General features: G+C 71.0%; 19 protein-coding genes. 10 read left to right on the forward strand and 9 right to left on the reverse strand.

The features are described from left to right. Positions 1 to 70 precede the first annotated feature (70 nt). From WME85_RS20365 to WME85_RS20375, 3 genes are read left to right on the forward strand one after another with little or no spacing between them, the layout of a single operon-like run. Positions 71 to 1,024 carry a hypothetical protein gene (locus tag WME85_RS20365; protein WP_437840360.1) on the forward strand — a complete coding sequence of 318 codons (954 nt, stop codon included), beginning with the start codon at positions 71 to 73 and terminating at the stop codon, positions 1,022 to 1,024. Beyond that, positions 1,021 to 2,385, forward strand: a complete 1,365-nt coding sequence (locus WME85_RS20370) for a hypothetical protein (RefSeq protein WP_437840362.1) — start codon at positions 1,021 to 1,023, stop codon at positions 2,383 to 2,385. Before WME85_RS20365 ends, WME85_RS20370 begins: the two co-directional genes overlap by 4 nt. A gap of 2 nt (positions 2,386 to 2,387) precedes the next feature. Then, complete coding sequence (locus tag WME85_RS20375) at positions 2,388 to 2,960, forward strand: hypothetical protein (protein WP_437840363.1); 573 nt, start codon at positions 2,388 to 2,390, stop codon at positions 2,958 to 2,960. 471 nt (positions 2,961 to 3,431) lie between these two features. Here WME85_RS20375 and WME85_RS20380 read toward each other — a convergent pair whose 3' ends face one another. Both WME85_RS20380 and WME85_RS20385 read right to left on the reverse strand, forming a co-directional pair. Further along, the gene (locus WME85_RS20380) at positions 3,432 to 4,091 is read right to left on the reverse strand and encodes an SMI1/KNR4 family protein (protein ID WP_437840364.1); all 660 of its coding nucleotides are present in this window, start codon (positions 4,089 to 4,091) and stop codon (positions 3,432 to 3,434) included. A gap of 151 nt (positions 4,092 to 4,242) precedes the next feature. Further along, positions 4,243 to 5,775: a DUF1570 domain-containing protein gene (locus WME85_RS20385; protein WP_437840366.1), complete on the reverse strand. Its 1,533-nt coding sequence runs from the start codon at positions 5,773 to 5,775 to the stop codon at positions 4,243 to 4,245. A gap of 320 nt (positions 5,776 to 6,095) precedes the next feature. Here WME85_RS20385 and WME85_RS20390 point away from each other — a divergent pair, with 320 nt between their 5' ends. The 3 genes from WME85_RS20390 (at position 6,096) to WME85_RS20400 (ending at position 11,105) form a co-directional block, all read left to right on the forward strand. Continuing rightward, positions 6,096 to 8,369, forward strand: coding sequence for a 5'-nucleotidase C-terminal domain-containing protein (locus WME85_RS20390; RefSeq protein WP_437840367.1), 2,274 nt, complete (start codon positions 6,096 to 6,098; stop codon positions 8,367 to 8,369). Then, positions 8,366 to 9,106: a tetratricopeptide repeat protein gene (locus tag WME85_RS20395; RefSeq protein ID WP_437840368.1), complete on the forward strand. Its 741-nt coding sequence runs from the start codon at positions 8,366 to 8,368 to the stop codon at positions 9,104 to 9,106. Before WME85_RS20390 ends, WME85_RS20395 begins: the two co-directional genes overlap by 4 nt. A gap of 415 nt (positions 9,107 to 9,521) precedes the next feature. Next, the gene (locus tag WME85_RS20400; protein ID WP_437840370.1) at positions 9,522 to 11,105 is read left to right on the forward strand and encodes a dipeptidase; all 1,584 of its coding nucleotides are present in this window, start codon (positions 9,522 to 9,524) and stop codon (positions 11,103 to 11,105) included. Between the two features lie 198 nt (positions 11,106 to 11,303). Here WME85_RS20400 and WME85_RS20405 read toward each other — a convergent pair whose 3' ends face one another. The 3 genes from WME85_RS20405 to WME85_RS20415 all read right to left on the reverse strand — a co-directional run bounded on the left by WME85_RS20405 (position 11,304) and on the right by WME85_RS20415 (position 14,482). Then, on the reverse strand, positions 11,304 to 12,788 hold the full coding sequence (locus WME85_RS20405; protein ID WP_437840371.1) for a hypothetical protein: 1,485 nt from the start codon (positions 12,786 to 12,788) through the stop codon (positions 11,304 to 11,306). Between the two features lie 514 nt (positions 12,789 to 13,302). After that, positions 13,303 to 13,428: a hypothetical protein gene (locus WME85_RS20410; RefSeq protein WP_437840372.1), complete on the reverse strand. Its 126-nt coding sequence runs from the start codon at positions 13,426 to 13,428 to the stop codon at positions 13,303 to 13,305. 256 nt (positions 13,429 to 13,684) lie between these two features. Continuing rightward, positions 13,685 to 14,482, reverse strand: a complete 798-nt coding sequence (locus tag WME85_RS20415; protein WP_437840373.1) for a hypothetical protein — start codon at positions 14,480 to 14,482, stop codon at positions 13,685 to 13,687. A gap of 184 nt (positions 14,483 to 14,666) precedes the next feature. On the opposite strand from WME85_RS20415, the gene minC reads away from it, so the two are divergent. Continuing rightward, positions 14,667 to 15,515: a septum site-determining protein MinC gene (minC, locus tag WME85_RS20420; RefSeq protein ID WP_437840374.1), complete on the forward strand. Its 849-nt coding sequence runs from the start codon at positions 14,667 to 14,669 to the stop codon at positions 15,513 to 15,515. 12 nt (positions 15,516 to 15,527) lie between these two features. Here the strand turns inward: minC and WME85_RS20425 are convergent, their stop codons facing one another. Beyond that, on the reverse strand, positions 15,528 to 17,252 hold the full coding sequence (locus WME85_RS20425) for an ABC transporter substrate-binding protein (protein ID WP_437840375.1): 1,725 nt from the start codon (positions 17,250 to 17,252) through the stop codon (positions 15,528 to 15,530). A gap of 350 nt (positions 17,253 to 17,602) precedes the next feature. Here WME85_RS20425 and WME85_RS20430 point away from each other — a divergent pair, with 350 nt between their 5' ends. Continuing rightward, positions 17,603 to 18,274, forward strand: a complete 672-nt coding sequence (locus tag WME85_RS20430) for a cyclase family protein (protein WP_437840376.1) — start codon at positions 17,603 to 17,605, stop codon at positions 18,272 to 18,274. 88 nt (positions 18,275 to 18,362) lie between these two features. Here WME85_RS20430 and WME85_RS20435 read toward each other — a convergent pair whose 3' ends face one another. Further along, positions 18,363 to 19,328, reverse strand: coding sequence for a DUF4423 domain-containing protein (locus WME85_RS20435; RefSeq protein ID WP_437840377.1), 966 nt, complete (start codon positions 19,326 to 19,328; stop codon positions 18,363 to 18,365). A 109-nt stretch (positions 19,329 to 19,437) separates the two neighbouring features. On the opposite strand from WME85_RS20435, the gene WME85_RS20440 reads away from it, so the two are divergent. Both WME85_RS20440 and WME85_RS20445 read left to right on the forward strand, forming a co-directional pair. After that, positions 19,438 to 20,145: a hypothetical protein gene (locus WME85_RS20440; protein WP_437840378.1), complete on the forward strand. Its 708-nt coding sequence runs from the start codon at positions 19,438 to 19,440 to the stop codon at positions 20,143 to 20,145. A gap of 31 nt (positions 20,146 to 20,176) precedes the next feature. Next, positions 20,177 to 20,836, forward strand: a complete 660-nt coding sequence (locus tag WME85_RS20445) for a hypothetical protein (protein ID WP_437840379.1) — start codon at positions 20,177 to 20,179, stop codon at positions 20,834 to 20,836. A 10-nt stretch (positions 20,837 to 20,846) separates the two neighbouring features. On the opposite strand, the gene WME85_RS20450 is transcribed toward WME85_RS20445, so the two are convergent. After that, entirely contained in the window at positions 20,847 to 22,970 is a 2,124-nt protein-coding gene (locus WME85_RS20450; RefSeq protein ID WP_437840380.1) for a hypothetical protein, read from the reverse strand. Positions 22,971 to 23,146: 176 nt separating this feature from the next. Next, on the reverse strand, positions 23,147 to 23,584 hold the full coding sequence (locus WME85_RS20455) for an NADAR family protein (RefSeq protein WP_437840381.1): 438 nt from the start codon (positions 23,582 to 23,584) through the stop codon (positions 23,147 to 23,149). Between the last annotated feature and the right edge of the window lie 120 nt (positions 23,585 to 23,704).

Genomic DNA, 23,704 nt, shown 5'->3' on the forward strand with positions numbered 1-23,704 from the left:
CGGGGCGGGGTGGCCTTTGTGATATGGGTAGGCGTGCCGGGCGAGGCGACCCGGCCCCCGCGGCGTCCCCATGGCCGAACCTCATCGCGACTCAGGCACCCAGGGCATTCAGGGCATCTTGGCGCGCCCTTACATCGATCTCGAGCCGTACCTCGATCTCTCGCCGCTCGCGGAGATCCACGAGGAGATCTGCCTCGCGCTCACGCAGGTGCCGATCGACTACACCGGAGGCAGCCACCGCGCGATGGGGATCATGCCGCCGTCGCGCCGCGGCGAAGCGCTCGCCGACTATGGCGAGGTGATCCGCGGCCTGAGCGACGAGGAGTTCCTGACGTTCCAGCGCCTCTCGGACGACCCCGCCGCGATCGACCGGTCATCCCGCGCGACGCTCGAGTTCGGCGAGGAGCGCGAACTACCGCTCTCACGCCGGCAGATGCTCTGGCTCAAGTTCCGCCACGGGGTCTACTTCCCCTGGAAGGTCTATGTCGAGCTGATCCCCAACCGCTACTGGAGCGACAAGAGCCGGAGCGAGGGCAAGGACTTCACCCGGCTGGCGCGGTCGTTCTTCCCGAAGACGATCGCGTACGTGAAGCGACTGCCGTTCTCGTCCATCGGGCGCTGCAACATCATGGGCCTCGAGGCGAACGACCACGGCACGGTGCACCGCGACGGGGACGGGGAGCAAGGGGAGGGGGCTGAAGAAGGGGAGGGGGCTGAAGAAGCGGAAGGGGCGCTGCGAGAGAGCGCGCGGCGCGAGCCCGACCACTTCATCACGCTCTGCCCGGCGGGCAACAAGCGCCTGTTCCTGTGGGACGAGCAGGCGCGGCGGAAGACGCCTGTCGCCGGCCGCGCCTACTGGTTCAACGATCACGACTACCATGGCGTCGAGGCGGATCCGTTCTTCAGGTACTCGCTGCGCGTCGACGGCACCTTCACGCCGGAGCTCATCGAGGCGCTCCGGCGCGATCACGGCGCCCCGGCGGCGCGGCCCGCGCCTCGCGACGCCGGGGAGGCCGCCGCGTGAGCAAGCTGGACGAGCCGTTCGAGCGAGCCGAGGTGCTCGACAAGCCCGGGATCGTGGGCGCGCGCTGGTGGCACCAGGGCCTCGCCGAGGCGCCGAAGGACGCCTCGCGGCGGAGCGCGATCATGCTCGCGCTCGGCGCGGTCGGGCTCGCGGGGGTCGCGGCCGCGATCGCCGTGGCCGCCGACGGGTGCTCGGACGACGAGACCGAGGTCCAGCGGAAGCGGGCGCTCGACATGCAGCGGACCTTCGGCTGGAGCTTCGGCGCCGCGCAGGAGAGCGTGACGTTCGACGGCGAGTCGAAGAAGCCGTTCGACCAGGGCGCGCTCGCCCGGATGTCCACGGACCTGCGGCCGGCGGACGAGGCCCTGCGCGCCTACTACGTGCCCTCGCTGTTCGAGTCGCCGTCGGCGACGCCCACGGTCGTCGCGCAGGGCGATCCAGCGCCCGTCACGCCGCTCATCAACGTGCTCCGGCCGATCTTCACGCTGGCGATGGACCGCGCCTACCGGAGCGGCAAGGCGCTCGCGTCGCTGCTCCTGGCCGCGCGCACCGACAGCGGCCTCCGCCGGGACATCGTGGTCATCGTCGACCTGGACGGCCCCGAGTCGGTGGCCTTCGCCGCCGGCGCGGCGGAGGCGTTCGAGCCGGTGTTCACCTTCGACAACTGGCCGCACCCGCGCGGCGTCGTCAAGGCGCACCTGACGCTCGCCGCGGCGGCTTACTATCAGCCGCTCTTCGCCCGCTCGGCTCCCGGCCTCCGCGCGACGATGTTCGTCCTCGATCGGCAGCGGCTCTCGGCGTACTCGGACGACGCGTCGCAGTTCGACAACCGGTATGTCGCGAGGCTGCCTGCCGCCGATGCGCTCTGGGACCGGGGGGGCCGCCACGTGCTCTATGTCGTGCCCACCGACCTGGATACGATCGAGTCCGACGACCTCAACGACGATCTCGTCGCCTACCGGGCGCGCCAGCTCGACGTGCGCATGATGGCCGCGAACGTCTTCGCCCCGGACCCCGCGGAGGCGAAGCCCGCGGCCGAGACAGAAGACTGGCCTCCCTATTACTACGGCGGTGCCGCCGCGTCGCACGGCTGGTTCTGGGTGGACTACCCGTGGGGGCCGCCGCGCCCGCCGGCGCCGGTCGAGCCGTCCGCGGGGGTGAGGAGGCCGGGCAAGCTCTACACGCCGACGTTGCGCGCGACGCCGTTCTCGAGCAGCAGCGCGCCCGGCGGGGCGCCGCGGGGCCCGGAGGCCTTCGGGACGGTGCCTGTCGTCGTGGCGCTCGGCACCGGCGTGATCCTCGGCGCGGCGCTCAGCCGGAGCGGCTCGTGGAACCGGGCCTCGGGCGGATACGGAGGCTGATCGTGGAGCATTCGATCTTCGCGATGGAGGTGTGCGCGCGCATCGACCCCGGGAGCCCGCTGCAGCGCACCCTGCACGAGTCGATCATGGGCCATTGCGCGACGATGAGCCTGAACCAGAAGTGGCACCAGTACCGCCGCGCGCAAGTGGCGCTGCTCGCCAACCTGCACGTCCTCGAGAAGGGGTGCTGGGACTACTTCGACGACGATTCCCGGGCGCTCAACGATTACGGCATGTGGTCCCGCGGCATGATCACCGAGGAGGGCGCGCGCAAGGGCCCCTCGGGGACGCCGGACGCGTACCGCGGCCAGCCGCGCTACCTGACCTTCACGATGGCGTTCCTGCTGGTGCAGGGCTCACCGACGGATCGGATGCTCCGCACGGTCTGCGACATCCCCAAGGACCGCCTCTGGCGCCGCGACGTTTTCGGCCACATCCTCCAGAGCCTGGGGCACGTGAGCTTCGCCAGCGTCAAGTCGGATGTCATCTACCTGATCCCGCGGGACGAGGGGTGGGCGCTCACGCCCGAGGACCTGAAGGACCCCAAGTTCCACTATCTGCGGCAGATCGTCTAGTTCCGTCCGCCAGCCGTCGTCCCTCGGCCCGGCGTGCTGCTCTAGCTAGAGCGGTGCTCGGCCGCGTCTGGTGCATGCGACACAGAGCGGCGGTCACCCGCACAGGAGACGGGTCCAGATCGGCGTTTTCGGCGCGCAAGCGCACTCCTGTGCACTGAGCACCGAAAACGTCGAGATGGGCCCGTATCCGAAGCGGGTGACCGCCGCTCTAGCGGGACTTTCGCAAAAAAGCAGGCTTTGCCACCGCATCCATCGTCAATTCGGCCCAGTTCTGCACGAGGTCATTCGCATGAACGAACTCCGAATTTCACTATCACTGAAACGCCGTCGGATGGCCGCCCGCTTGACGCAGCACGCTCCATCCAGCCTCTGTTCCAAGCCGGATTTCGTTCCTGTAGCTAGTTGGCGCCGTTTTAGGCTCAAAAAGAGCGACGAATAGCTCGATCCGGGGCCTGTTTTGCGAAAGTAGGGCTAGAGGGCCTCGAGCTCCAGCCCACAGCGCGCCTCGAAGTCCTCGAGCGCCTCGGGCCGGGCGGCGCCCACGTACAGGGTCTCGGAGTTGTGCAGATAGGTGGCCAGCAGCGCGTTGGTCCGGTCGATGAAGCTGATGCGATGCCCCCCGGAGCGCAGCTTCTTGTCGCCGATGTACTCCAGCAGCGGCTCCAGCGCCTTCAGCTCCTTCTCGGGCAGCTCGCAGCGGGAGCACTCAGGCATCGAGATGACGGCCTGCCAGGTCGCCACATGGATCAGGAAGCCCGAGAGCCTGGACGCCTCGCTGTACCATCTCTCGGTGTTGCGGGCGCGGCCGCTCACCCGTGGGTTGGGAGACACCCTGTCGGCCGCCTGGATGCCCCACTCGGCGACATACTGGTTCTCCTCGCAGAACACCAGGCAGTCCCCCGCCAGCCTGAGCTTGTCGGGCGGCAGCACGTGGAAGTCGGCATCCATCATGCCGCCATGGCGGCCCGCCGTGGCGAGGTAGTCCCGCAGCGCCTCCGGCAGGGACACGCCGAGGCGCTGCTCGGCGGCACAGATGTCCGCCTCCGTACAGCCGTCCTCAAGTCCGCGGACGCCAAAGGCGATCGCCATGACCGATTCGATGAGATCGCTGATCACGATGCGGCTCACCATGTCGTGCAGAGGCCCTGAAAGTCAATCCGAGCGGGTGGAGGCTGATGTGCTGGCCGCGTCCACCCACCCACATCCGCGCCGCGCGCGCACCCGTCGAGCGATCTCCGCTGCACGTCGCGCTCGCCGCGCTCCTGAGCTGGCCATCGCCCTCTCATGGGGACTTCGCGAGCTGGCCGCAGGAGCTCTGGTATTCGGCGAGCTTGTCCGTGAGCCAGCGCGCGCCGCTGGAGCCCTGCGCGCGATGGGAGATGAGGTCGACGGCGCGCGCCTGCACCCGGAGCGCGTCGGGGCAGCGTCCGAGCGCGAACAGGTTCGCGGCGTACGTGTCGAGGATCGAGGCGTTCCAGGGGGCGAGCATGGCGGCCTTCGTCGCCAGGGGGAGCGCCTCCTCCGGGTGCCCCGTGGCGACGAGCGCCCACGCGAGGTCGTTATAAGCGTTGGCGTTGCCGGGCAGGAGCGCGACCGCCCGGCGCAGCGCCGCGACCTGCTCCGCGTCGCGGTCCTGGCGGCCGAGCAGCTGGCCGAGGAGGAGCCACGCGTCGCCGTCGTCGGGCCGACGCGCCACCTGCTCCTCCAGGCGGCTGATCCACTCGCCGATCGGCAAGCCCTTCTCGAACTGCATCAGGACCCGCAGGGCGAGGACGTTCGCCGGCTCCAGCCTGAGCGCGCGGTCGAGCTCCCTGCGCGCCTCCTCTTTGAGCGCGTCGTCCGCCCGGATCGACGCGCCGGTGAGCGCGAGCTGCGCGCGCAGGGCGTGGACGTCGGCCGTGGTGATCGTCGCCGGCGTCGGCTCGGCCTTCACCGGCGCCAGCGGGACATTGACCTCCTGGAACTTGCCGAATCGCGCGTAGTGATAGAGCTGCTTGTCGAGCTCGTCGAGCGAAAGCGCCCCGAAGCTGTCCTGCCAGGCGCGCTCGGGATCGACCCCCGCCGCCAGCCGCCCCTGGTACGCCGCGAAGGCGTCCGGCTGCGTGTTGTACATCCAGTACACCATCAACCAGCTCAGCCCGTACAGGCCATGAACCGCGCCTTCACCCAGGCCCTCGTCGGACTTCCACGCGAGGGCGTCGCGGACGCCGAACGTGCGCTGCCTCCTGTAGTTGCGCAGCGCGACGAGGTTGGGGCGACCGAGGATGGCCGTCGTGCCGTCCTCGGAGATGACGAGCGACTCGAGGAGCTGCGCGAGCCCCTCGGCGAACCACCGCGGCTGCCGGCCGTAGATCCCGGCGGCGAGCTGGTGGACGAGCTCGTGGCGGAGCACCGATGTGGTCGACGCGTCCTTCAGCTGGTCGCGTCGCTCCCAGCGCTCCGGGGACCCCCAGAGGAAGATGGTTGGCCGCCCCAGCTCGCTGAACACGCCCGTGAAGCGGCTGTCCGCGTACCGATCGAAATCGAGGCCACTCGCGAGCACGACGACGTTCGCGCGGACGGTCGACCGCCTCGTTGCGCCCTTGCTCCAGGCCGCGGTCACGAGCGCGGCGCGGGTGCGCTCGAGCGCCTCGGCGGCGCGCCGCGCCTCGCCGCCGGTGAGATCGGTCCACAGATCGAAGTGCTCCGTCCGGAGCCGCACCCACGCGCCCGAGCTGCGCTCGCGGTGCGCGAGCGGCACAGCGGCGCAGCCCGTGAGGGACAGCAGCCATACGGCGAGCAGGAGCAGGCAGATCGCCGGGATTGTCCGGTGCATGAGCGTCCTTTCGCGCGGTCCTCCGCAGGTGGCGAGCATAGACGAGGCTGTCATCGGCCGTCCATCGGCCGGACACAGCGGCGTGCGTGAAGCGTCAATCAAGCGCTCTCCCGCCGCCTGGCCTATCCGGTGCTGTTGACAGCTCGAGCAGCGCATCGTGCCCCTTGATCCGGCCGTGCGGGGGTGCCAGAACTCGGTCGCCGCATTCAACGTGGCTGTGCGCACGCGAAGAGGCATCGGCCGAAGCGGCGCTCGGAAAGGTCGTCACGATGACAGGTCGAGCCGGACGGATAGCGGCGGTTTCCTCGGTGATCCTGGCCATGACGGCGCTGGCCGCGTGCGGAGACGACGAGGGCGTCGCAGGCTCGCCGACCTCCACCTCCACCGGCTCGGGCGGGGAAGGGGGAAGCGTCGTGGGAGGAGGCGGTGAGGGGGGAGGCGTCGCTGGAGGAGGCGGCGAGGGGGGAGGCGTCGCTGGAGGAGGCGGCGAGGGGGGAGGCGTCGCTGGAGGAGGCGGCGAGGGGGGAGCGCCCGCGACGCCGAGCGGGGCCACGGCCGACTTCGCGCTGCTCGAGACGACCGATCTCCACACCAACATCCTCGGCTTCGATTACTTCAAGCTGGTCGCGGACCCGTCGATTGGCCTCGAGCGCACCGCGACCCTCGTGAACCAGGCGCGCGCCGAGCTCCCGAACAACATCCTTGTCGATAACGGCGACACCATCCAGGGCACCGTGCTCGCCGACCATCAGGCGCTCGTCGAGCCGATCGGGTGCGGCGAGACGCTGGCCATCTACAAGGCGATGAACCACATCGGGTTCGACGTCGGCGGGATCGGCAATCACGAGTTCAACTACGGCCTCGCCTTCCTCTCGCAGGTGACCCACACCCCCTTCGACGTCGAGGGGCTCGATCTCGCCGCGTCGGCGGGCTGCGAGGGCCCTCGGTTCCCGCAGGTGAACTCCAACGTCTTCAGCCTGAAGACGAACGAGACGCTCTTCTCGCCGACCGTCCTCGTCGAGAAGACCATCACGGCGACGGCGCCGGGCGGCGGCGCCATCGAGAGCACGCTGAAGGTCGGCTTCATCGACTTCACGCCGCCGACGATCCTGAGCTGGGACAAGAGATGGCTCGACGGCAAGGTCTTCACGAAGGGGGTGAAGGAGGTCGCGGCCCCGCTGGTGGACGATCTCCGCGCCAGGGGGGCCGAGCTCGTCGTCGCCATCATCCACGGCAGCCTCGACGCCTCGCCCTACACGCCCACCCTCGAGAACCAGGCGTGGTACCTCGCCCAGGTGCCCGGCATCGACGCGATGCTCATGGGCCACTCGCACCAGATCTTCCCCAACCCGAGCAGCACCGTCGCCCAGTTCAGCCTGCCGAAGGTCGACAAGGACGCGGGGACGGTCGACGGCGTCCCCGCGGTGATGGCGAACTTCTGGGGCCAGCACCTCGGCGTCATCAAGATGGGGCTCACCCACGACGGCGAGGGCTGGACGGTCGACAAGGCGAGGACGGTCGTCGAGGCCCGGCCGATCGCCACGAGCTGCAAGGGCGGGCTCCCCGAGGCGTGCGACGCGATGGAGCGCTGGCGCACGGGGGCGCCGTGCGCGTTCGCGACCCGCTGCGACGCGCAGCCGGACAAGACGAAGGTCTTCGTCGAGGCCGACCCTTCCATCGCGCCGCTCCTCGACGCCGAGCACCAGGCGACGATGGCCTACGTCAGGACGCCCATCGGCACCACCGATTTCGCGATGTCGTCGATGTTCGCCGACGTGGGGGACGTCACCGCGATCCAGATCGTCAACCAGGCCCAGGCGGACTACGTCGCTCGCTACATCGAGGAGAACCTGCCGCAGTACGCGGCGCTCCCCGTTCTCTCGGTGAGCGCGCCGTTCAAGTCCGGCTTTCAGGGCGGCAACGACTACACCGACGTGCCGGCGGGGAGCATCGCGATCAACAACGCGGCCGACCTCTACCTGTACGCGAACACGATCCAGGCGGTGAAGGTCACCGGCGCGGACATCCTCGACTGGCTGGAGAGGGCCGCGACGCGCTTCAATCAGATCGACCCGAGCAAGACCGAGCCGCAGCCGCTCATCAACGTCGCGATGCCCGGCTACAATTTCGACGTGTTCACCGACAGCCGGATCTCGTACGAGATCGACGTGACGCAGCCGCTCCCGCCCATGGGGATGAAGGCCAGCGGGCGGATCAAGAACCTCCTGTGGAACGGGGAGCCCATGGACCCGGCGGCGGAGTTCATCGTGGCGACGAACAACTACCGCGCGAGCGGCGGCGGCGGCTTCCCTGGCCTCGACGGCTCGAAGACGATCTACGCCGCGCCGGACACGAACCGCGAGGTGCTGATCGCGTACATCAAGAAGGTCGAGGACCTCACGCGGGCCGAGCACGGCTCCGCCCGCAGCTGGCGCTTCGCCGAGGTCGAGACGATGGGCCCCGTGACCTTCACCTCGGCGCAGAACGCGCTGCCGAAGGCGGAGGCCGCCGGGCTGAACAACATCTCGCTCCTCGCGGCGGATGACGGCAGCGGCAAGATGCTCTCGGTTTACTCCATCGACCTGAGCCCGTGAGCGTCACGCACCCCGCGCGGCTCACCGCGCTGGCCGCCGGCGCGGTCGTGCTCGGCGTCGTGGCCGCCCTCGTCCTGGGGGGGCCACGGGAGGGCGATCGTCCCGAGGCGGGCAGCCCCGCGCTCGCCGCGGCGCTTCCGCCGGCGTCGGCGCCCGGGGCTCCGCTCCCGGGCGGTATGGACGCGCGGGCGCTCGGCTTTCGCCTGCTCGCGCTGGCGGATCCCGGGGAGGTCCTCGCCGGGATGGACGCGCTCGCGCGGGCGGCCGAGCAGGGAGACGTCGAGGCGCAGATCGCGCTCGGGAGGATCTACCTGAAGGGCCTGCCGGCGGTCCCCAGGGACGCGGCGCGCGCCCGCGCGTGGCTGTTGCGAGCCGCCCCCTCGCGCCACCCGAGCGCCGCGTATTTCCTCGGCGTGATGAGCCAGAACGGCGAGGGAGCGAGGGCGGACCCCGCGGAGGCCGCGCGCTGGTTCGAGGTCGCGGCGAAGGGAGGGTCGCCGGACGCGATGTTCCTGCTCGCCAACGCGTACCGCGCGGGCGCGGGCGTGCCGAGGGACGACGGGAAGGCCGTGGAGCTCTACGAGCGCGCCGGCGAGCTGGAGCACCCTGCGGCGCTCCAGACGCTGGCGATGGCGTATCTCTATGGCGAGCTCGGGCTCACGCCGGACGAGGCGGAGAGCCGCCGGTACACGATGGAGGCCGAGCACGCCATCCAGCACCGGCAGGTACCTCCGTAGGCGGCCGGTCCCTGACAAGGGCGCTGCGGCCTGGCCCGTCCATCGCGTCACACCGGTCCATGCCCTCTCGTGTCATGAGAGGTCGCCTTTCGAGCGACGGCTCTGCCGATGTCGGCATGAGGCGCCATGATGCATGTTGCAGTCTGGAGGGCGAGGCGGCGACAGCCGCGCGTTCGGGGCGGTCGCCGGGGGTCGGGAGCCTCGGCCCGCCCGTGGTCAGGGTGGCGTCGTCGGCTCGGCAACAAGCGGCGTGGAGAGGGTGGCGTCGTCGGCTCGGCAACAAGCGGCATGGAGAGGGTGCCATCAGGACCGGCGCGCCCGCGTCCGTTGGTGCTGTCGGCCCCGCGTCCCCGGGGCACAGTCGCGCCGGTGATTGGGCCATTCAGGCGCCGAGTCGTCATGATACGATCCGATCATGCGTACGTCGCTGTCCCTCGCGCTCCTCACCGCCGCGACGCTCGCGGCCTGCGTTCATCCCCCTGCGCCCGCGGAGTCGCCCGATCCCTTCGCGCCGCCCATCGACGAGGTCGGGCCGTGGGCCGCAACCGCGCCCGCCGTCGTCGAGAGCCCACCGGGACCCGCGACGCCGGCACCCACGACGCCGGCACCCGCGACGCCGGAGGAGCAGCGGGCCGCGCGGCTGCGGGCCAGGGCGACGCTCGTGGACGGCCACAGCGCCTTGCCCGCGCTGCTCCTCGGCGGCTCGCTCGATCGGGGGAGCCCAGGCCACGAGCTGACGGCCGCGGAGCTCGACAGGATCAAGGCCGCTGGCATCGCCGGCGAGTTCTTCTCGATCCGCGTCAGCGCGCCCTCGTCGCAGGCGGCCTCGCCGTTCGACGGCGGCGCCTCGCGCCTCGCGCTCGACCTCATCGACGCGACCCACCGGCAGATCGAGCGCCACGGCGACACGCTGGTGCTCGCGCGCAGCGCGAGAGACGTGCGCCGCGCCAAGCGTGAAGGCAAGGTCGCCGCGCTCATCGGCATCGAGGGCGGGCACGCCATCGAGAACTCCCTGCCTGCGCTGCGCTCGTTCTACCGCCTCGGCGTCCGCACCATGTCGCTCACGGACACGACCACGAACGACTGGGCGGACTCCGCGGGAGGAGCCCTCGAGCCCGGGGTCGTCCACCACCGCGGCCTCTCCCCCTTCGGCGAGGCCGTGGTCCGCGAGATGCAACGGATCGGGATGCTCGTCGACGTCTCGAACGCGTCGGACAGCACGTTCCAGGACGTCATGAAGGTGGCCAAGGCGCCGGTCATCGCCTCGTCCTCGATGCACGCCGGCGGCCACCGCCGCCGCAGCGTCGACGACTACATGCTGCGCGCGATCGCCGAGAACGGCGGCATCGTCATGGTGAACTCCTGGGCGCTCTTCCTCGACGAGGCGTACGCGGAGCAGTCCGAGCGCTTCACGCAGAAGTACGCGGCGCACCTCAAGGCGGTCGTCGAGAGGTCCCCGGGCGACACGGCGGCGCTCCGCGAGGAGATCGAGAAGCTCAAGGCCCAGGAAGGGCCGATGAAGCCGCCGTCGCTCTCCCGGCTCGTGGACCATATCGACCACGTGGTGAAGATCGCAGGGGTCGATCACGTCGGCCTCGGCTCCAGCTTCGGTGAGCTCGAGGTGCTCCAGGAAGGGCTCGCCAGCAACGACGGGCTCTCGAGCGTGACGCTGGAGCTCGTTCGTCGCGGCTACTCGGACGGGGACATCCTCAGCATGCTGGGCGGGAACTTCGTGCGGGTCCTCGAGAAGGCCGAGGCCTATGCGGCCTCGACGGAGACCACGCTGTCCGGTGACGGCAACCCGCGGCAGCTCAGCGCGGCCGAGCTGCGCGAGCTGCGCGAGCTGCCGCGCCCGCCGATCGCGCTGCCGCTGCCGGAGCAGCCGCTGCCCTCGCCGCGGGTGCTGGTGCCCCCGCCCCCGCCTCCGAGGTCGCTCCCGCGGCCCTCGAAGGGCGGAGCGCCGGAGCCCCCGCCTCCGGATCTCATGCTGTCGCGGTAGGCGCTCTCGAGCGGGGGGCCGCGCGAGAGCCGGCGGCGCGGGGGACGGTCGTGGTCACACGCTCCACCGGCGCCGTCCCGCCCGCCTGGCTGTCCGAAGTCGGCGTGCTCTCGGCGGCCGGGGAGAGTGGACTGCCATGCTGTCGCGACGGCCGCGCCGACATGGCAGTCCCCGTCTCCCTTCAGCTCTCGCCGTGTATCAGGGGGGGCCTTCAGCGCCGTCCAGGATCCATTGCCGCAGGACCTCGAGCTGCGCCGCGCTCACGGTCGGCCCGCCCGTGCTCGGCGGCATCACGCCCGTGATGCACTGTGCCGTGGAGGACTGCTGGCAGCCCGCGGTCTCCGCTCTGCCGGAGGCCTTGAGGTAGAGCCAGCTGTGGTCGGGATCGCCCGGGACGACGAGCTTGTACTGACCGCCGCCGGTGGAGGGCTTGTTGACCAGACCGTCGACGATCTTCCTGGAGCTGACGTGGCCACCGAGCGTCAGCTTCGCGTTGGCGCCCACCTCGGCGTGGCAGCCGGTGCACAGGTTCGTCGCGCTCTCGAGGATGGGCCGCACCCGCTCGTGGAAGAACCCCGACTCCACCGGCAAAGGCTCGTTGGGATCCGTGACCTCGCCGGGGTCCAGCTTCTCCTGGATGATCTTGATCTCGGTGTCCATCTCGCGGCACTGCGCGACGAGATCGTCCTTCAGCTTCTGATCGGTCGGCAGCAGACCCTTGGCGAGGCGATACTTCTCCCACACGTTGTCGATCCAGCCGTGGAGCTTCCAGAACATGTAGTTGTCGATGTTCGCGCTGGTGTTGTTCACGCCGTGCGTCGTGTTGCCCGGCCGCGCCCACTTGGCGTGCAGCACGAAGTGGAGGCCCACCCACGGCATGTTGGTCGCCCCCCTCAGCATCTGACCCACGTTGCACTGGAGCCAGAAGCCGAGCGTGCCCTCGTCCGGGAACCTCGCGAGGTTCTCGGGCTTGTCGATCTCGTCGCCGATCCTCCCGGCCTCGAGCGCGGCCGCATCCCAGTCCTTCCACGCGGAGCGCCACTGGGGCGGCACGTCCGCCGCCGAGGTCGGGAACTTGGGGAAGCCCGTGAACTGCTCGCTATGGTTGGGCCAGAGCTGCTTCAAGGCCTGGATCATGTGACGGTGGAACACCAGGAACTGGTAACCGTCGCCGGGGGTCTGGCAGTTCTGATCCTCCGGGACCAGCTGGGTGAACGAGCAGATGTTCACCCTGCTCAGCCCGCCGCCGCCCGGAACGCTGCACCCGCGGATCGCGTGCCACTCGACGTGGGCATCCTGCCAGGAGTGGTCATACATCCACTTCAGGACTTCCGGCTGCACCGTCGTATCGACGATGTTCGGATCGTTGTTGCCGGGCGGAAAGAAGTCCGCGGGGCCGTCCTTCATTTCAGGACTCGAGTCGGTCGGGTGGGGGCGATAGCCCTCCACGCAGTGGTCGAACGGGTGGCTGGGCGTGCCGCCACCCTCACCGCCACCGCCGCCGACACCGACGCCGACACCGCTGCTGACCGAGCTCGGCCCCGACTGCGAGCTCGACTGCGAGAGCGAGCCGCCTGTTCCGGCCGTCACATCGGTGCCGCCCGCGCCGCCCTCCGACCCACCGCTCGACGAGCCGTTCGATTCACCAACACACGCGCTGAGCGACAGCGTGGTCAGCGCCACGAGCGTGGCGAGGCGCCGTCGGGATGTGCGGTGGTCGGTCGCAGATACGTGTAGCAGGTTGTTATTTAGCATGTCGTTCTCGCAGGCCGGCAGTGGCCGACCAAGCAATGATCTTTTCAAGCAGCACACGACGCGCGCCCGCCGTGGACCATCCCCCCGAGACATTCCCACGACTCCGAAATTTGATCACCCGAACTCGCCCCTCGTGTCGATGTCATATCAGCAGATAATTCCCATGAGACAGGACCATGGGTGCGGCAGGGCGAGCCGTCTGCGCCTCGCAATGCGTGTTCCACTGCGCCTGATGAAACCCGGTGGATGCACCAGGATGTGCATCGGTCCACCCCGGGGCGGGGGCTCGCGCAAAGCCATCACGCACGAGGTCCAGGACCGCGGCCGGCTCTGGCCTCCGCACCCCCGTGACCGCGAGACGAGAGCTCCCGCTCGCCCACGGCCCCCCTGGGTTGGGATCAGCATCCGCGGCCGCCGCGCTGGCGGCCGTGGTCGCCACCGGCTACACGATCGTCGGTAGGCTCAGTTCGTCAGGCGCGACCCACCCCACGTCGGGCAGGTAACCGCACCCTATCAGCAGCATACGCACTTCGTCAATCGTCTTGATAAAGACGATCGTGGTGTACATTTGCTCATCCATTGTACCAGGTTTCGCAGGCTGGCTGTGAAGCGAACGCGACCGTTCTGGCGTGCGTGAATCGTTCAGATCGCGCGCTCTTCGCTGCTTCGACTTCGCCTCTCCCTGCTCCCGTCCCTGCCTTCGCTCGAACACCCAGCCTGCCGGCCAGCGTGGCCCATCGACGCCAGGCTCGTCAGCATGGCTGCTGGATCGCGCTCGGCGCCGCCCGCCGGCCACGCCAGATTCGTCCTCGGGGGACCAGGTATCAGAACCACGTCTCCCAGCGCCCGCTGTCGATCTCGGCGGCGTGCACCGTGGCGGAGATGCGGTCGCGGCCGCCTGGAAAGGGCTGTATCTGGTGCAGCCGGTAGCTGTCGATGACGAGCGCGCCGCCGGCGGTGTAGCTCGCGACGAGGCTCCGGGCGGAGGGCGCCTCGTCGCCTGGGTCGTCGCGCCCGTCGTAGAGGACGTCCCACAGCTTGAGCCCGCCGTCCGCGTCGGGGAGCTCCAGCATCACGACGACCGTGATGGCGCGGAGCCGGCGGGCAAGGTGGTAGTCGGAGAGGCCCTCCGTGTCGAAGTGGATGACGCCCCCCCCGCGCGCGACCTTCTCGCCCGCGGGGAAGATGTGCACGCCGGGCCCGCAGAAGCCGCGCCGGGGCCGCGCGAGCCCGCCGGTGAGCGCCGCGACGAGCTCCCGCATCCGGCGCTGGAGGCCGGGGAGGTGGCGCTCGACGCGGGCGTCGGAGGCGGCCGCGTCGGCGAAATAGAGCTTCGAGCGGCCCTGCTCCAGGTGCGTGTAGAAGGCGCGCCCCAGCGAGAACTGCTCGCCTCCGAAGTCGGCAGTCCACTCGGCGCGCGCGGCGCGGACCCCCGCGACCAGCGCGGCGCGCTCCGCCTCGGAGAACACGCGCGGTATCTCGAGGGCGAGGTGCCGAGCGAGCGCGTCGACCGGCGGGGGCCCCCCGCACGGCGGGGAGGAGGACGACGATGGCGAGGAGGGGGAGGTCGAGAGGAGATCGAGGTCGAGCCGCCGTACGGAGGCGCGGCGCGCGGTGGGCATGGCCAAACCACCGTTAGCACCGTCCGAGGGGGCCAGCCAACCAGCGAGGCGCGCGCCGAGGGAACAGCGACGCGCGCGCCCGCGGGGGTGAGGCGCGGAGAGCCCGCCGGTTTTTCCGGCGCGCGCCGGCGGATCCGGGTTACAGTGCCGCCGCGGAAGCACCTTTTTGCGAGCGAGGACAGCGATGGTGTCGGGCAGACGAGGGGAGAAGAGGCAGGAGCAGCAGGCGTTTGCGCTCAAGGGCACGATGCCCGCCATCACGATGCTCTGTCTGCGGACGGCGGACGTCTCGGCCGTCGAGCGTCAGCTCGCCGACCACATCTCGCAGATGCCGCACTTCTTCCTGCACCTGCCGATCCTGCTCGACCTCGCCGAGCTCGGCGACGAGCTCGTCGACCTGGGCGCCCTCGCCCAGCTGCTGAGGAAGCACAACCTCGTGCCCATCGCGGTGCGCAACCCGACCGACGCCCAGCGCGAGCGGGCCGTCGCCGCCGGCCTCGGCGTCCTGCGGACGCCCCTCTCGCGCTCGCCGCGCCAGGTCGCGTCGGGCGAGGGGAATACCCCCACGCCGGGGCCCGTGGCCGTGGCCCCTGTTGCGGCGGACCGCGGGGGTGCCGGCGCCGCGGCGGCGGACCGCGGGCCGGCCGGGCCCGGCCGGCGCCCCAGGGAGGCCGCCCCGGCGCCGGACGCGGCGGGCGAGCCGCCGCCCGCGGGGCTCACCGTGCGGCACCCGGTGCGCAGCGGGCAGGTCATCTATGTGCCCCACGGCGACCTCGTGGTCCTCTCGCCGGTCAGCTCGGGCGCGGAGCTCATCGCCAACGACAACATCCACGTTTACGCCCCGCTCCGCGGCCGCGCGATGGCCGGCGCTCACAACAACGCGGACGCGAGCATCTTCTGCATGAGCCTCGAGGCGGAGTTCGTCTCCATCGCCGGCCGCTACCTCATGGCCGACGAGATCCCCGACGAGCACCGCGGCAAGCCCGCCCGCGTCTCCGTGCAGAACGACGGGCTCGTGATCACGCGGCTTTGATCCCCGGCGCGCTCACCTCGGCCGGAGCTCGGTCAGGACGAGCAGGTACTCCGGCGGGTTGTTCGGCGTCAGCTTGGCATACGGGTTCTCCATGGTGGGAAACCCCGTGAACCGCTTCGTGCTGTACTCGCCCCAGGAAGGGTTCTTGAAGAGCGGGATCACCGGCGCGGTCTGCACGAAGATCATCTGCAGCGCGTCGAGGATGCGCTTCTGCTCCGCGGGATCCGTCGCGGCCTCGAACGCGCGGAACAGCGTGTCGGCCTCCCTCGCGCCGAAGCGGTGCCAGTTGCGCGCGGCCATGTCGCCGACAGGCTTCACGAGCTCCGCGCTCATGAGATCACGATAGAAGTTGTACGGCGTCGGCTCGACGGTGGTCCAGCCCATCGACATGTCGAACATGCCCTTCTGCAGCGCCTCGTGGAACGCGCTGAAGTCGTACGTCCGCATCGTCGCCTCGATGCCCACGCTCTGAAGGTTCTGCGTGATGATCTGGACCGCGCGCACCCAGTCCGACCAGCCGCTGACCACGTTGATCTCGAAGCGCAGCGGCTTGCCGTTCCTCGTCCGGACCCCGTCCGCGCTCCGCGGGTAGCCCGCCTCGTCGAGGATCTGGTTCGCCCGCTGGACATCGAGCTTCACCCAGTCGCCCGCCTCCACCGCCTTCTCGCTGCGGAACCGCTCGTAGGAGTCGTCCAGCCCGGTCGCGTCCGCGCCGTGCGTGTAGTTGTCGGCCGCGAGCTTGACGATCTGGTCCCGGTCGATGGCCATGCTGATGGCCTTGCGCACGCGCACGTCGTCGAACGGCTTCCGCGTGGAGTTCGGGTACAGCGTGGCCGTGCCGCCGACGAGCGGGAACCAGTAATGGTGGTGCGCCGGATCCTTCGCGACGAAGACCTGCTCGATGTCGGGCACGAAGGCGCCCGCCCAGTCGATCTCGCCGTTGATGAGCGCCATGCTGACCTGGTCGTTGCCCGGGTACGCGGGGAAGCGCAGCCCGTCGACCGCCGGCTTGCCCTCCTGCCAGTAATGCGGGTTCTTGCCGAGCTCGTACACCTGGTTCTGGAACGTCCTCACCTCGGTGAAGGGCCCCGTCGCCACGGGGGTCTCGTTCGCGTACGTGACCGGGTCGGCGATGTCCTTCCACTTGTGCTCCGGCACGATCGGCTGGTGGCCGATGTAGCTGAGCCCGGGGACGTAGGGCCGCCTCAGCGTGAACTCGACGACGTCCTCGCTCTCGGCCGTGACGCCGCCGAGGAACTTCCATATCCCCGCGAGATCGAGCGCCGGGTGCTTCTTGAGGAGCGCGAACGTGAACGACACGTCCCGCGCCGAGAACGGATGTCCGTCGGACCACTTGACCCCGGAGCGCGTCGTGACGGTGAGCTTCTTGTTCCCGTCGCTCCACGAGTACCTGACCGCGAGCCACGGCGTGTACTCGTTTCTCATCGTGTTGTAGACGAGCAGCGGCTCGTAGATGCCGGCGACCGTCGGGAAGCGCGAGTTGCCCTCGGGGAGCAGGGGATTGAAGTTGCGCACCCACGTGGCCTGCTGCTCCCTCGCGACCGTGACCAGCGCGGCGCCCTTCGCCTGAGGCTGCGGCGCGGGCGTCGGCGCGGGCGCCGTTGACGCCGCTCCGCGCCGCTCCTGAGCGACGGCGGCGCCTTCCTTGGAGGAGCAGCCCGCCGCGGCGCCGGCGGAGAGGAGCAGCGCCGACAGGATGAAAGCGCGACGCGGCATGGCTCGGTTCATCCCAGGCATAACGTTCTCCATCCGGGCGATCTCGGCTCTCCCTGCGACGCTCTATTGACGCTCTATCGACGCTTTATTGACGTTCTATCGACGCTCTTTGCAATGGCGACGCCCGGACCGGCACGCGCCGAGGCGCCACCGCAGAGCGCCCGCCCCAGGGTGCCCCGGAACGAGCGCGCCATCCCCGAATTCACACTCTATCGGCGGATGTGAGAGCATGTCAACTTACCCGATTTCTGGACCTCCTCGCGTCCTGTCGCGAGACTGCCGGCGGCTCGGGGAACTCACCGGGCGATGGGAGCCTCCGCCCGCGTGGCGGCCCTCCCGAGGAGCGGACCGTGACCACGCCCACCTCACGACGGCTCGTCGATCTGAGCCACACCATCGAGCACGGCATGACCACGTACAAGGGACTGCCGGCCCCCGTGATCTGCGATTTCCTCTCGCGCGAGCGGTCGCGCGAGCTGTACGCGGAAGGCGTCGAATTCCACATCGGCCGCATCGACATGGTCGCGAACACGGGGACGTACCTGGACAGCCCCTTCCATCGCTATGCGCACGGCAAGGACCTCGCCGACCTGCGGCTCGAATCGCTGGCCGACCTGGACAGCGTCGTCGTCGAGGCGCGGGACCGGCCCGGGCGCGCGATCGACGAGGGCGCCTTCGCGGGCCTCGACCTCGCCGGCAAGGCCGTCCTCGTGCGCACGGGCTGGAGCGCCCACTGGCGTTCGGACCGCTATTTCGAGGGGCACCCGTACCTCACGCGGGACGCGGCGCGGCTCCTCGCCGGCGCGGGCGTCGCGTTCGTGGGCGTCGACACCTACAACATCGACGACACGGCCGATCCAGCGCGGCCGGTCCACTCGATCTTGCTCGGCGAGGACATCCCGATCTGCGAGCACATGACAGCGCTCGACCAGCTGCCGGCCGCCGGGGCCCGGCTCTTCGCCGTCCCGGTGAAGGTCCGCTCCTTCGGTACATTCCCGGTCCGGGCGTTCGCGATCGTGTGAATCTTCGCGATCGTGTGAATCGAGGAGGGCAGCGGGCGCGGCGCGGGCGTCCCCGGGGGGGGGCTCCCCGACAGCGGCCGTGAGCGGCTCACTCGCCGTCGAGGGGGAAGAGCTGCATATTGACGACGACGACGCGCTCGGGCGGACGTGATTCGGCGATCACCGCGCGCATGTTCTGGAAATAGCTCACGTGGAGCTCGGACAGCTTCGCGAGGTCGGCCGCGGAGACCGTGAAGACGTTGAACGAGAAGCGCCCCTCCGCCTTGCGCGAGAGCCGCTCCAGCCCGACGCCGGCCCAGAAGCGCTTGAGCCGGTGCTCCGCGTCCGGGTCGGGGCGCGTGTCCACGGTCCGGATCGGCGCGACGCTCCAGCGCCCGCGGCTCTTCCGGATCTGGCCGGCCTCGGCGAGCCGCTCCAGGCAGCGCGCCTCGTCCTCGACGGGGAACCCGAGCCGCCGCGCGATCCACCCCGGCTCGTGGCGCCGCAGCGCCTGGTAGGAAGGCATCTCCAGGGCGAGCAGGATGGCGGGGAGCAGCGGCTCCTCGTAGACGGCGCGGCGCTGGGCCTCGAGCGTGCGCCACGCCGCGGTCGCGGCCGGGAGCGCCGCCGGGTTCGCGAAGAGCGCCACGAAGTCGAGCAGGCGCAGCGAGCAGGCCTCGACCATGCGCAGGAAGTCCGGGAGCCGCGGCTCGGCCGCGCCCGAGAGCCAGCGCGCGACGGCGTAGCGGCTCCTGCCCGCGCGCCGCGCCACGTCGACGATGGGCGACATCGACCGCATCTCGGTGAGGAGCGCCGCGACGCCCTCGGCCGACGCCGGATCGGTGTGCGCGAGCCAGGCGGGCAGCGAGGGAAAGAAGCGCCCCACCGCCGCCGCGACGTCGACGCCAGCGCGCCGCGCCGCCGCGAGGAACGTGGCCGCGGTCGGCCATCGCCGCCCGGACTCCCACGTGTAGACGACGTTGGTGCGGAAGCCGAGCCGGCGGCTGAAGCCGAGCTGAGAGCGCCGCCCGCGGAGGGCGCGGATCAGCTCTTTTGCGAGGGATTCGTGGTTCACGTATCGCAGAATCGCACAGTTACCGGTCTATTTGCGGTATGGAATGTGCGAAGCTGAGCTGGCGCCGCCCCGGGGGCGAACGCAAGGTATGCCGCAGGAGGTCTTGAACATGAGCGAGCGGCGTTGGCTTTCTTGGGTGCTTGCGGCGGTGACGGGCGTCGGGCTCCTCGGGTGCGTCGATGGCGAGGGCGGCCCCCCGCAGGGCGGCCAGATCGGCGGAGTCCACGGCGCGGAGGGCGGGTGCGACGAGGAGGCGGAGGACATCGGCGCGGACGTCGTCTCCCCGCTGGGCTTCTCGGCGAACGAGGTGATCTCGGCGCTCTCCGGCGAGCGTTCCGCGCCGCTCACGTGGGCGAAGGGCGGCAGCACGACGGCGACCGTCTCCCTCGGCGCGCTCGTCTCCGCGCGGTTCGTCCGGTCCCAGCCGTCGGAGGGGGGCGGGCCGGAGGGGAGCGGGCCGGGCATCGCCGAGCCGGCGCTCGGCGTGGACTGCGCCGATCACCTGCAGATCGACGTCCCGCTGGCCTTCGCGACGGAGGACGGCGCGTTCGACGAGTCGTTCGCGGTCACGCTCCGGGCGAGGCAGGTCGACGCCGGCACTTACTATCACAACATCGATCTCGAGGCGCTCCAGGGCTCGTACGAGGTCACCGAGGTCGATCCCGCGGAGTTCAGGAAGGTGACCGTCTCCCTGAGCGGCACGCTGAGCAGCAGCGCCGCCCACGGCACGATCAGCGGGATGGCCGAGAGCCACCCCGTCGGGAGCGGGCCGGAAGGGTCGGTCTCCGGGACGCCGTTCAACGTGGCGGATTTCTGAGCGCCGTCCGGGGCCGTGATACGTTGTCGTGATGGTCCGGCCTCGATGCCTGCCCGGCGCCACGCGGCGCTCTGGCAGGAGGCGCCCTCGTCCCGCTGCCGCGGTCGGCGGCGGTCTGGCCCGCCGCGCCTGTGTCCTGGCGTTGCTCCCCTGGCTCGCGGGGTGTCACCCGCTGCTCGGCGAGCACCGCGTGCCCGCCGGCGTGAGCGTGGTCCTCCCGGTGCGCGGCGGCGGCGCGTGCCGCGTCCACGAGGGCGGCGACGCCCTCCGGGTGGAGCCGGGCGACAGCCCGCCCGTGTACGTCGAGGCGACGCGCGCAGGCCGCGGCGTGGTGCGGTGCGAGAACGGCGACATCGCCCTTGTCGTCGCGCCGATCGCGCGGCTGACCGTGAAGGGGCCCGGGGTCATCAAGGGCGATGTGGAGCTCGAGGTAGAGGCCCTGACCGCGCGCGGGGAGCCCTTCGATCTCGACCTCGTCTCGTCTCGGAGCGTGGCGTGGAGCCACCCCGACTTCCTCGCGGTCAATCCGCCGCGCTGCGGCCACATGGCGGCCGTGTGCAGCGGCTTTCTGGGCAACGGCATCCGCGTGCGCGCCTACCCGCTCCACGAGCGCTGGGGCGAGGGCGACATCGTGGTGCGCGTCGGTCATGCGCGCGCGTCGCTGCGCGTGGTCGCGCCGCGGGAGCGGTGAGGGGAGCGCGCTACTCCAGCTCGTTCGAGATGAAGATCTGCGGGCTCAGCACGAGCTTCCCGTTCTCGATCTTCCCGGTCCTCGTGAACAGGCTCGTCTGGCCGTCGCCGTCGAGATCCCCCTCGGCGGAGACCTCGAACCCGTCCTTGCCCGGATCGGGCCCGCCGCGCGCCGGGCCCTTGTAGCCCGAGCCGGCGCGGTAGTCGTATTGATAATGGAACGGCACCTCCACGCCGAACCGCAGGCACCGCCAGCCCGCGGCGTCGTCGCCCTGGTTGAAGTCCTTTCCGGGGCTCGAAGAGGGCGTGTAGCGGGTCCCCGGCGGCACGGCGGCGGGGACCGGGGTGGCCGACTTGCAGAGGGCGCGCGACGGCGGCCCGCTTTTCTGCGTGCCCGCCGCGCCCGCCGCGCGCTCGAACGCCCCGGCCGCGCTGCGGGCGATCGCCATCACCGTGTTCTTCGCCTCCGCCGCCTTCGCGGAGGCGATGTAGCGCCTGACGCCGTGAACGGCGAGCGCGGCGCTCGCGCCGACGAGCTCGACGCCGCCAAGGCCGCTCAGCGCGAGCTCGAGCCCGCGGTCGCTCGGCGCGAGCGCCAGCGACAGCAGCGTCGGCGACCCGAGGGCACGGATCCTCGCCGCCACGGCCTCGTCGAGGATGCCCGCGAGGCCCTGACGGTCGATGTACACCTGCAGGTGCGAGGCCGCCTTCGCGCCCGCCCGCGCCTCGGCGAACGACGGGCTCGCGGCCAGGGATTCCTTCTCCTTCCCGAAGCGCGCGGCGACCTGCGCGAGGTAGCCCCGGTCGCCGGCGCCGATCAGCACGAATCCCCGCCGGACCTCGGCCGTCAGCTCGTTGCCTTCCTCGAGGTCCTGCGCCAGCCATCCCGGCCTGGTCCTGAGCTTCTTCGACGTCCGCTTCATCTGCGCGGCGATCGCGCCGAACACCTTCTTTTGCGCCGCCTCATCGTCGGTCGCGAGCGCGATCAGCACGGCGCTGTGCCTGAGCGCCTCGTCGCCCTGGCCGCCCGAGACGTTGAGCTTGTGCTTCGGATCGCGGTAGATCCCGATCGCGACCTCGCCGCCCAGCGCCCGGTCGAGGTCGCCGAGCTCGAGCCCGATCCCGGCGAGCGCGCCCGCGGCCGCGGCCGCGGCAGGCCCGCCGGCGAGCCCGTCGAAGGCGCCGAGGACGTCGCGCACCGTCTTTCCCGGCGCCGGCTGGAGCGAGAGCCCGAGCGTCGCCAGGGCGCCCGCGGGCAGCTTCGCCACGGAGCCATGGTCCGTCGCCGCGAGCACCGTGCCGAGGGCTGGATACCCCGGCCCGTAGACGGCGAGCTCCACGTGGAGGCCGGAGTTGTCCTCGCGGAGGGGGTGGGCCATGAAGAGCCGCGAGCCGGGCTCGGGCCCGGTCGCGCCGCTGCCGCTCAGCCCGTGGAGGTCGACCGCGAGCCAGGGATCCTTCGCGCGCTCGGCCTGGAAGAGCGGGGAGGTCCTGAACGACGCCTCGCGCCGCTCCGCGACGCGCAGGGCCCTCGCGAGCGGCTCCGGCCGGGCGCAGAGGAGGGCGACCCGCGACTCCGCGAGCCACGCGCCGTGGGCGACCACGCTGGCCTTGTCGCCCCGGATCGCGAACACGCCGCCCTCGCCGGCCTCCAGCGGCAGCTCCTTGAGCGCCCGCTCGACGGGGGCCCCGTCGCGGAAGCGCGCCGCCGCGCAGCCTTGCTCGACGAGCGCCCAGAGGGCTCCGCCCCGGGCCGCCTCGCCCCCGGCGAACACCGTGGCGCCGTCGAACGACGCTGCGAGGTCGCGGGCGAGGTCAGGGCTCAGGCCGGCCTTGCCCGCCAGGATCGCCGCGACCTCCGCGAGGACCGCCTCCCGATCGGCCGGCGGAGCGCCGGCGAGGAGCGTGTCGACCCCCGGGACGCTCGCGACGAGCACCGCGTCCCTCGGCACGACGTCGACGAGCGACTCCACGCGTCGCGGCGTCGCGGCGACGGTCGACGGCGCGGTCCCTGCGGGGGCCGGGGCCGCGGCCGAGCGCGAGGGCGGCGTCGCCGCGGTGGAGCCTCCGCAGGACGCGAGCGCGACAAGGCCGGCCGCGGTGAGAAGCCCTGGAAAGGACACGCGCCTCGACATGGGTGCTCTCCTCATGAAGGTGCGCCGTGATTACACCCGACCGGCCCCGGCGTCTCTGCCAAAGCGCGGAGCAACGGGGCTTGCGCGTGCCCCGGTGTCCGCGCGCTCCCCCTGCGTATCGCCGGCGATCGCGAGGCTCCCGCGGAGAGATGCGCTCTCTGGGCGCGTCAGGCGCGTCAGCGACGCAGCTGCTCGCGGACCTCCATCAGGATCTTGCCCAGCATGTTCTTCCCGCTCCCGTCGCCGCCGTCGGCCCAGTAGGCGTCGTTCGCTGTGTGCTCGATCAGCTCGGCGTCGCCTGTGTCGAGCAGGGCGCGCCTGAGATCCTCGTGCTGGGTGAACTTCGCCAGCACCACCTCGCGCATGATGTCGTCCTTCACCTGCTCCCAGTCGGGGCGCAGCGGGCGGCTCCGCTGGCGGCCCATGCGCGCCGCCTCGCCGGGGCCGGGCGCGTTGCGGATCTCCTCCTCGTGGGCCGTTCCCGGGAACTTCTGGGCCTGGAAGTAGTGCTCGCTCGTGGGCCACACCTTGCCTTTCAGCGTGACCGGGTGGCGCGAGAAGTTGGAGAAGCCTCCGTGGGCGTCGCCGGCGCGATAGAAGCGGATGACGGACATGGACGGATTCTACTCCACGCGCTCGCGCGATGGCGCTGCGCCGGCGACCCGATCGGGGTCAGGTCGGCCTCGACGCACCGGAGAAGGGGCGTAGATCGACCGCGCGCGAGGGCCAGCGAC

The sequence above is a fragment of the Sorangium sp. So ce1153 genome, from assembly GCF_051521595.1.
Lineage (GTDB): Bacteria > Myxococcota_A > Polyangia > Polyangiales > Polyangiaceae > Sorangium.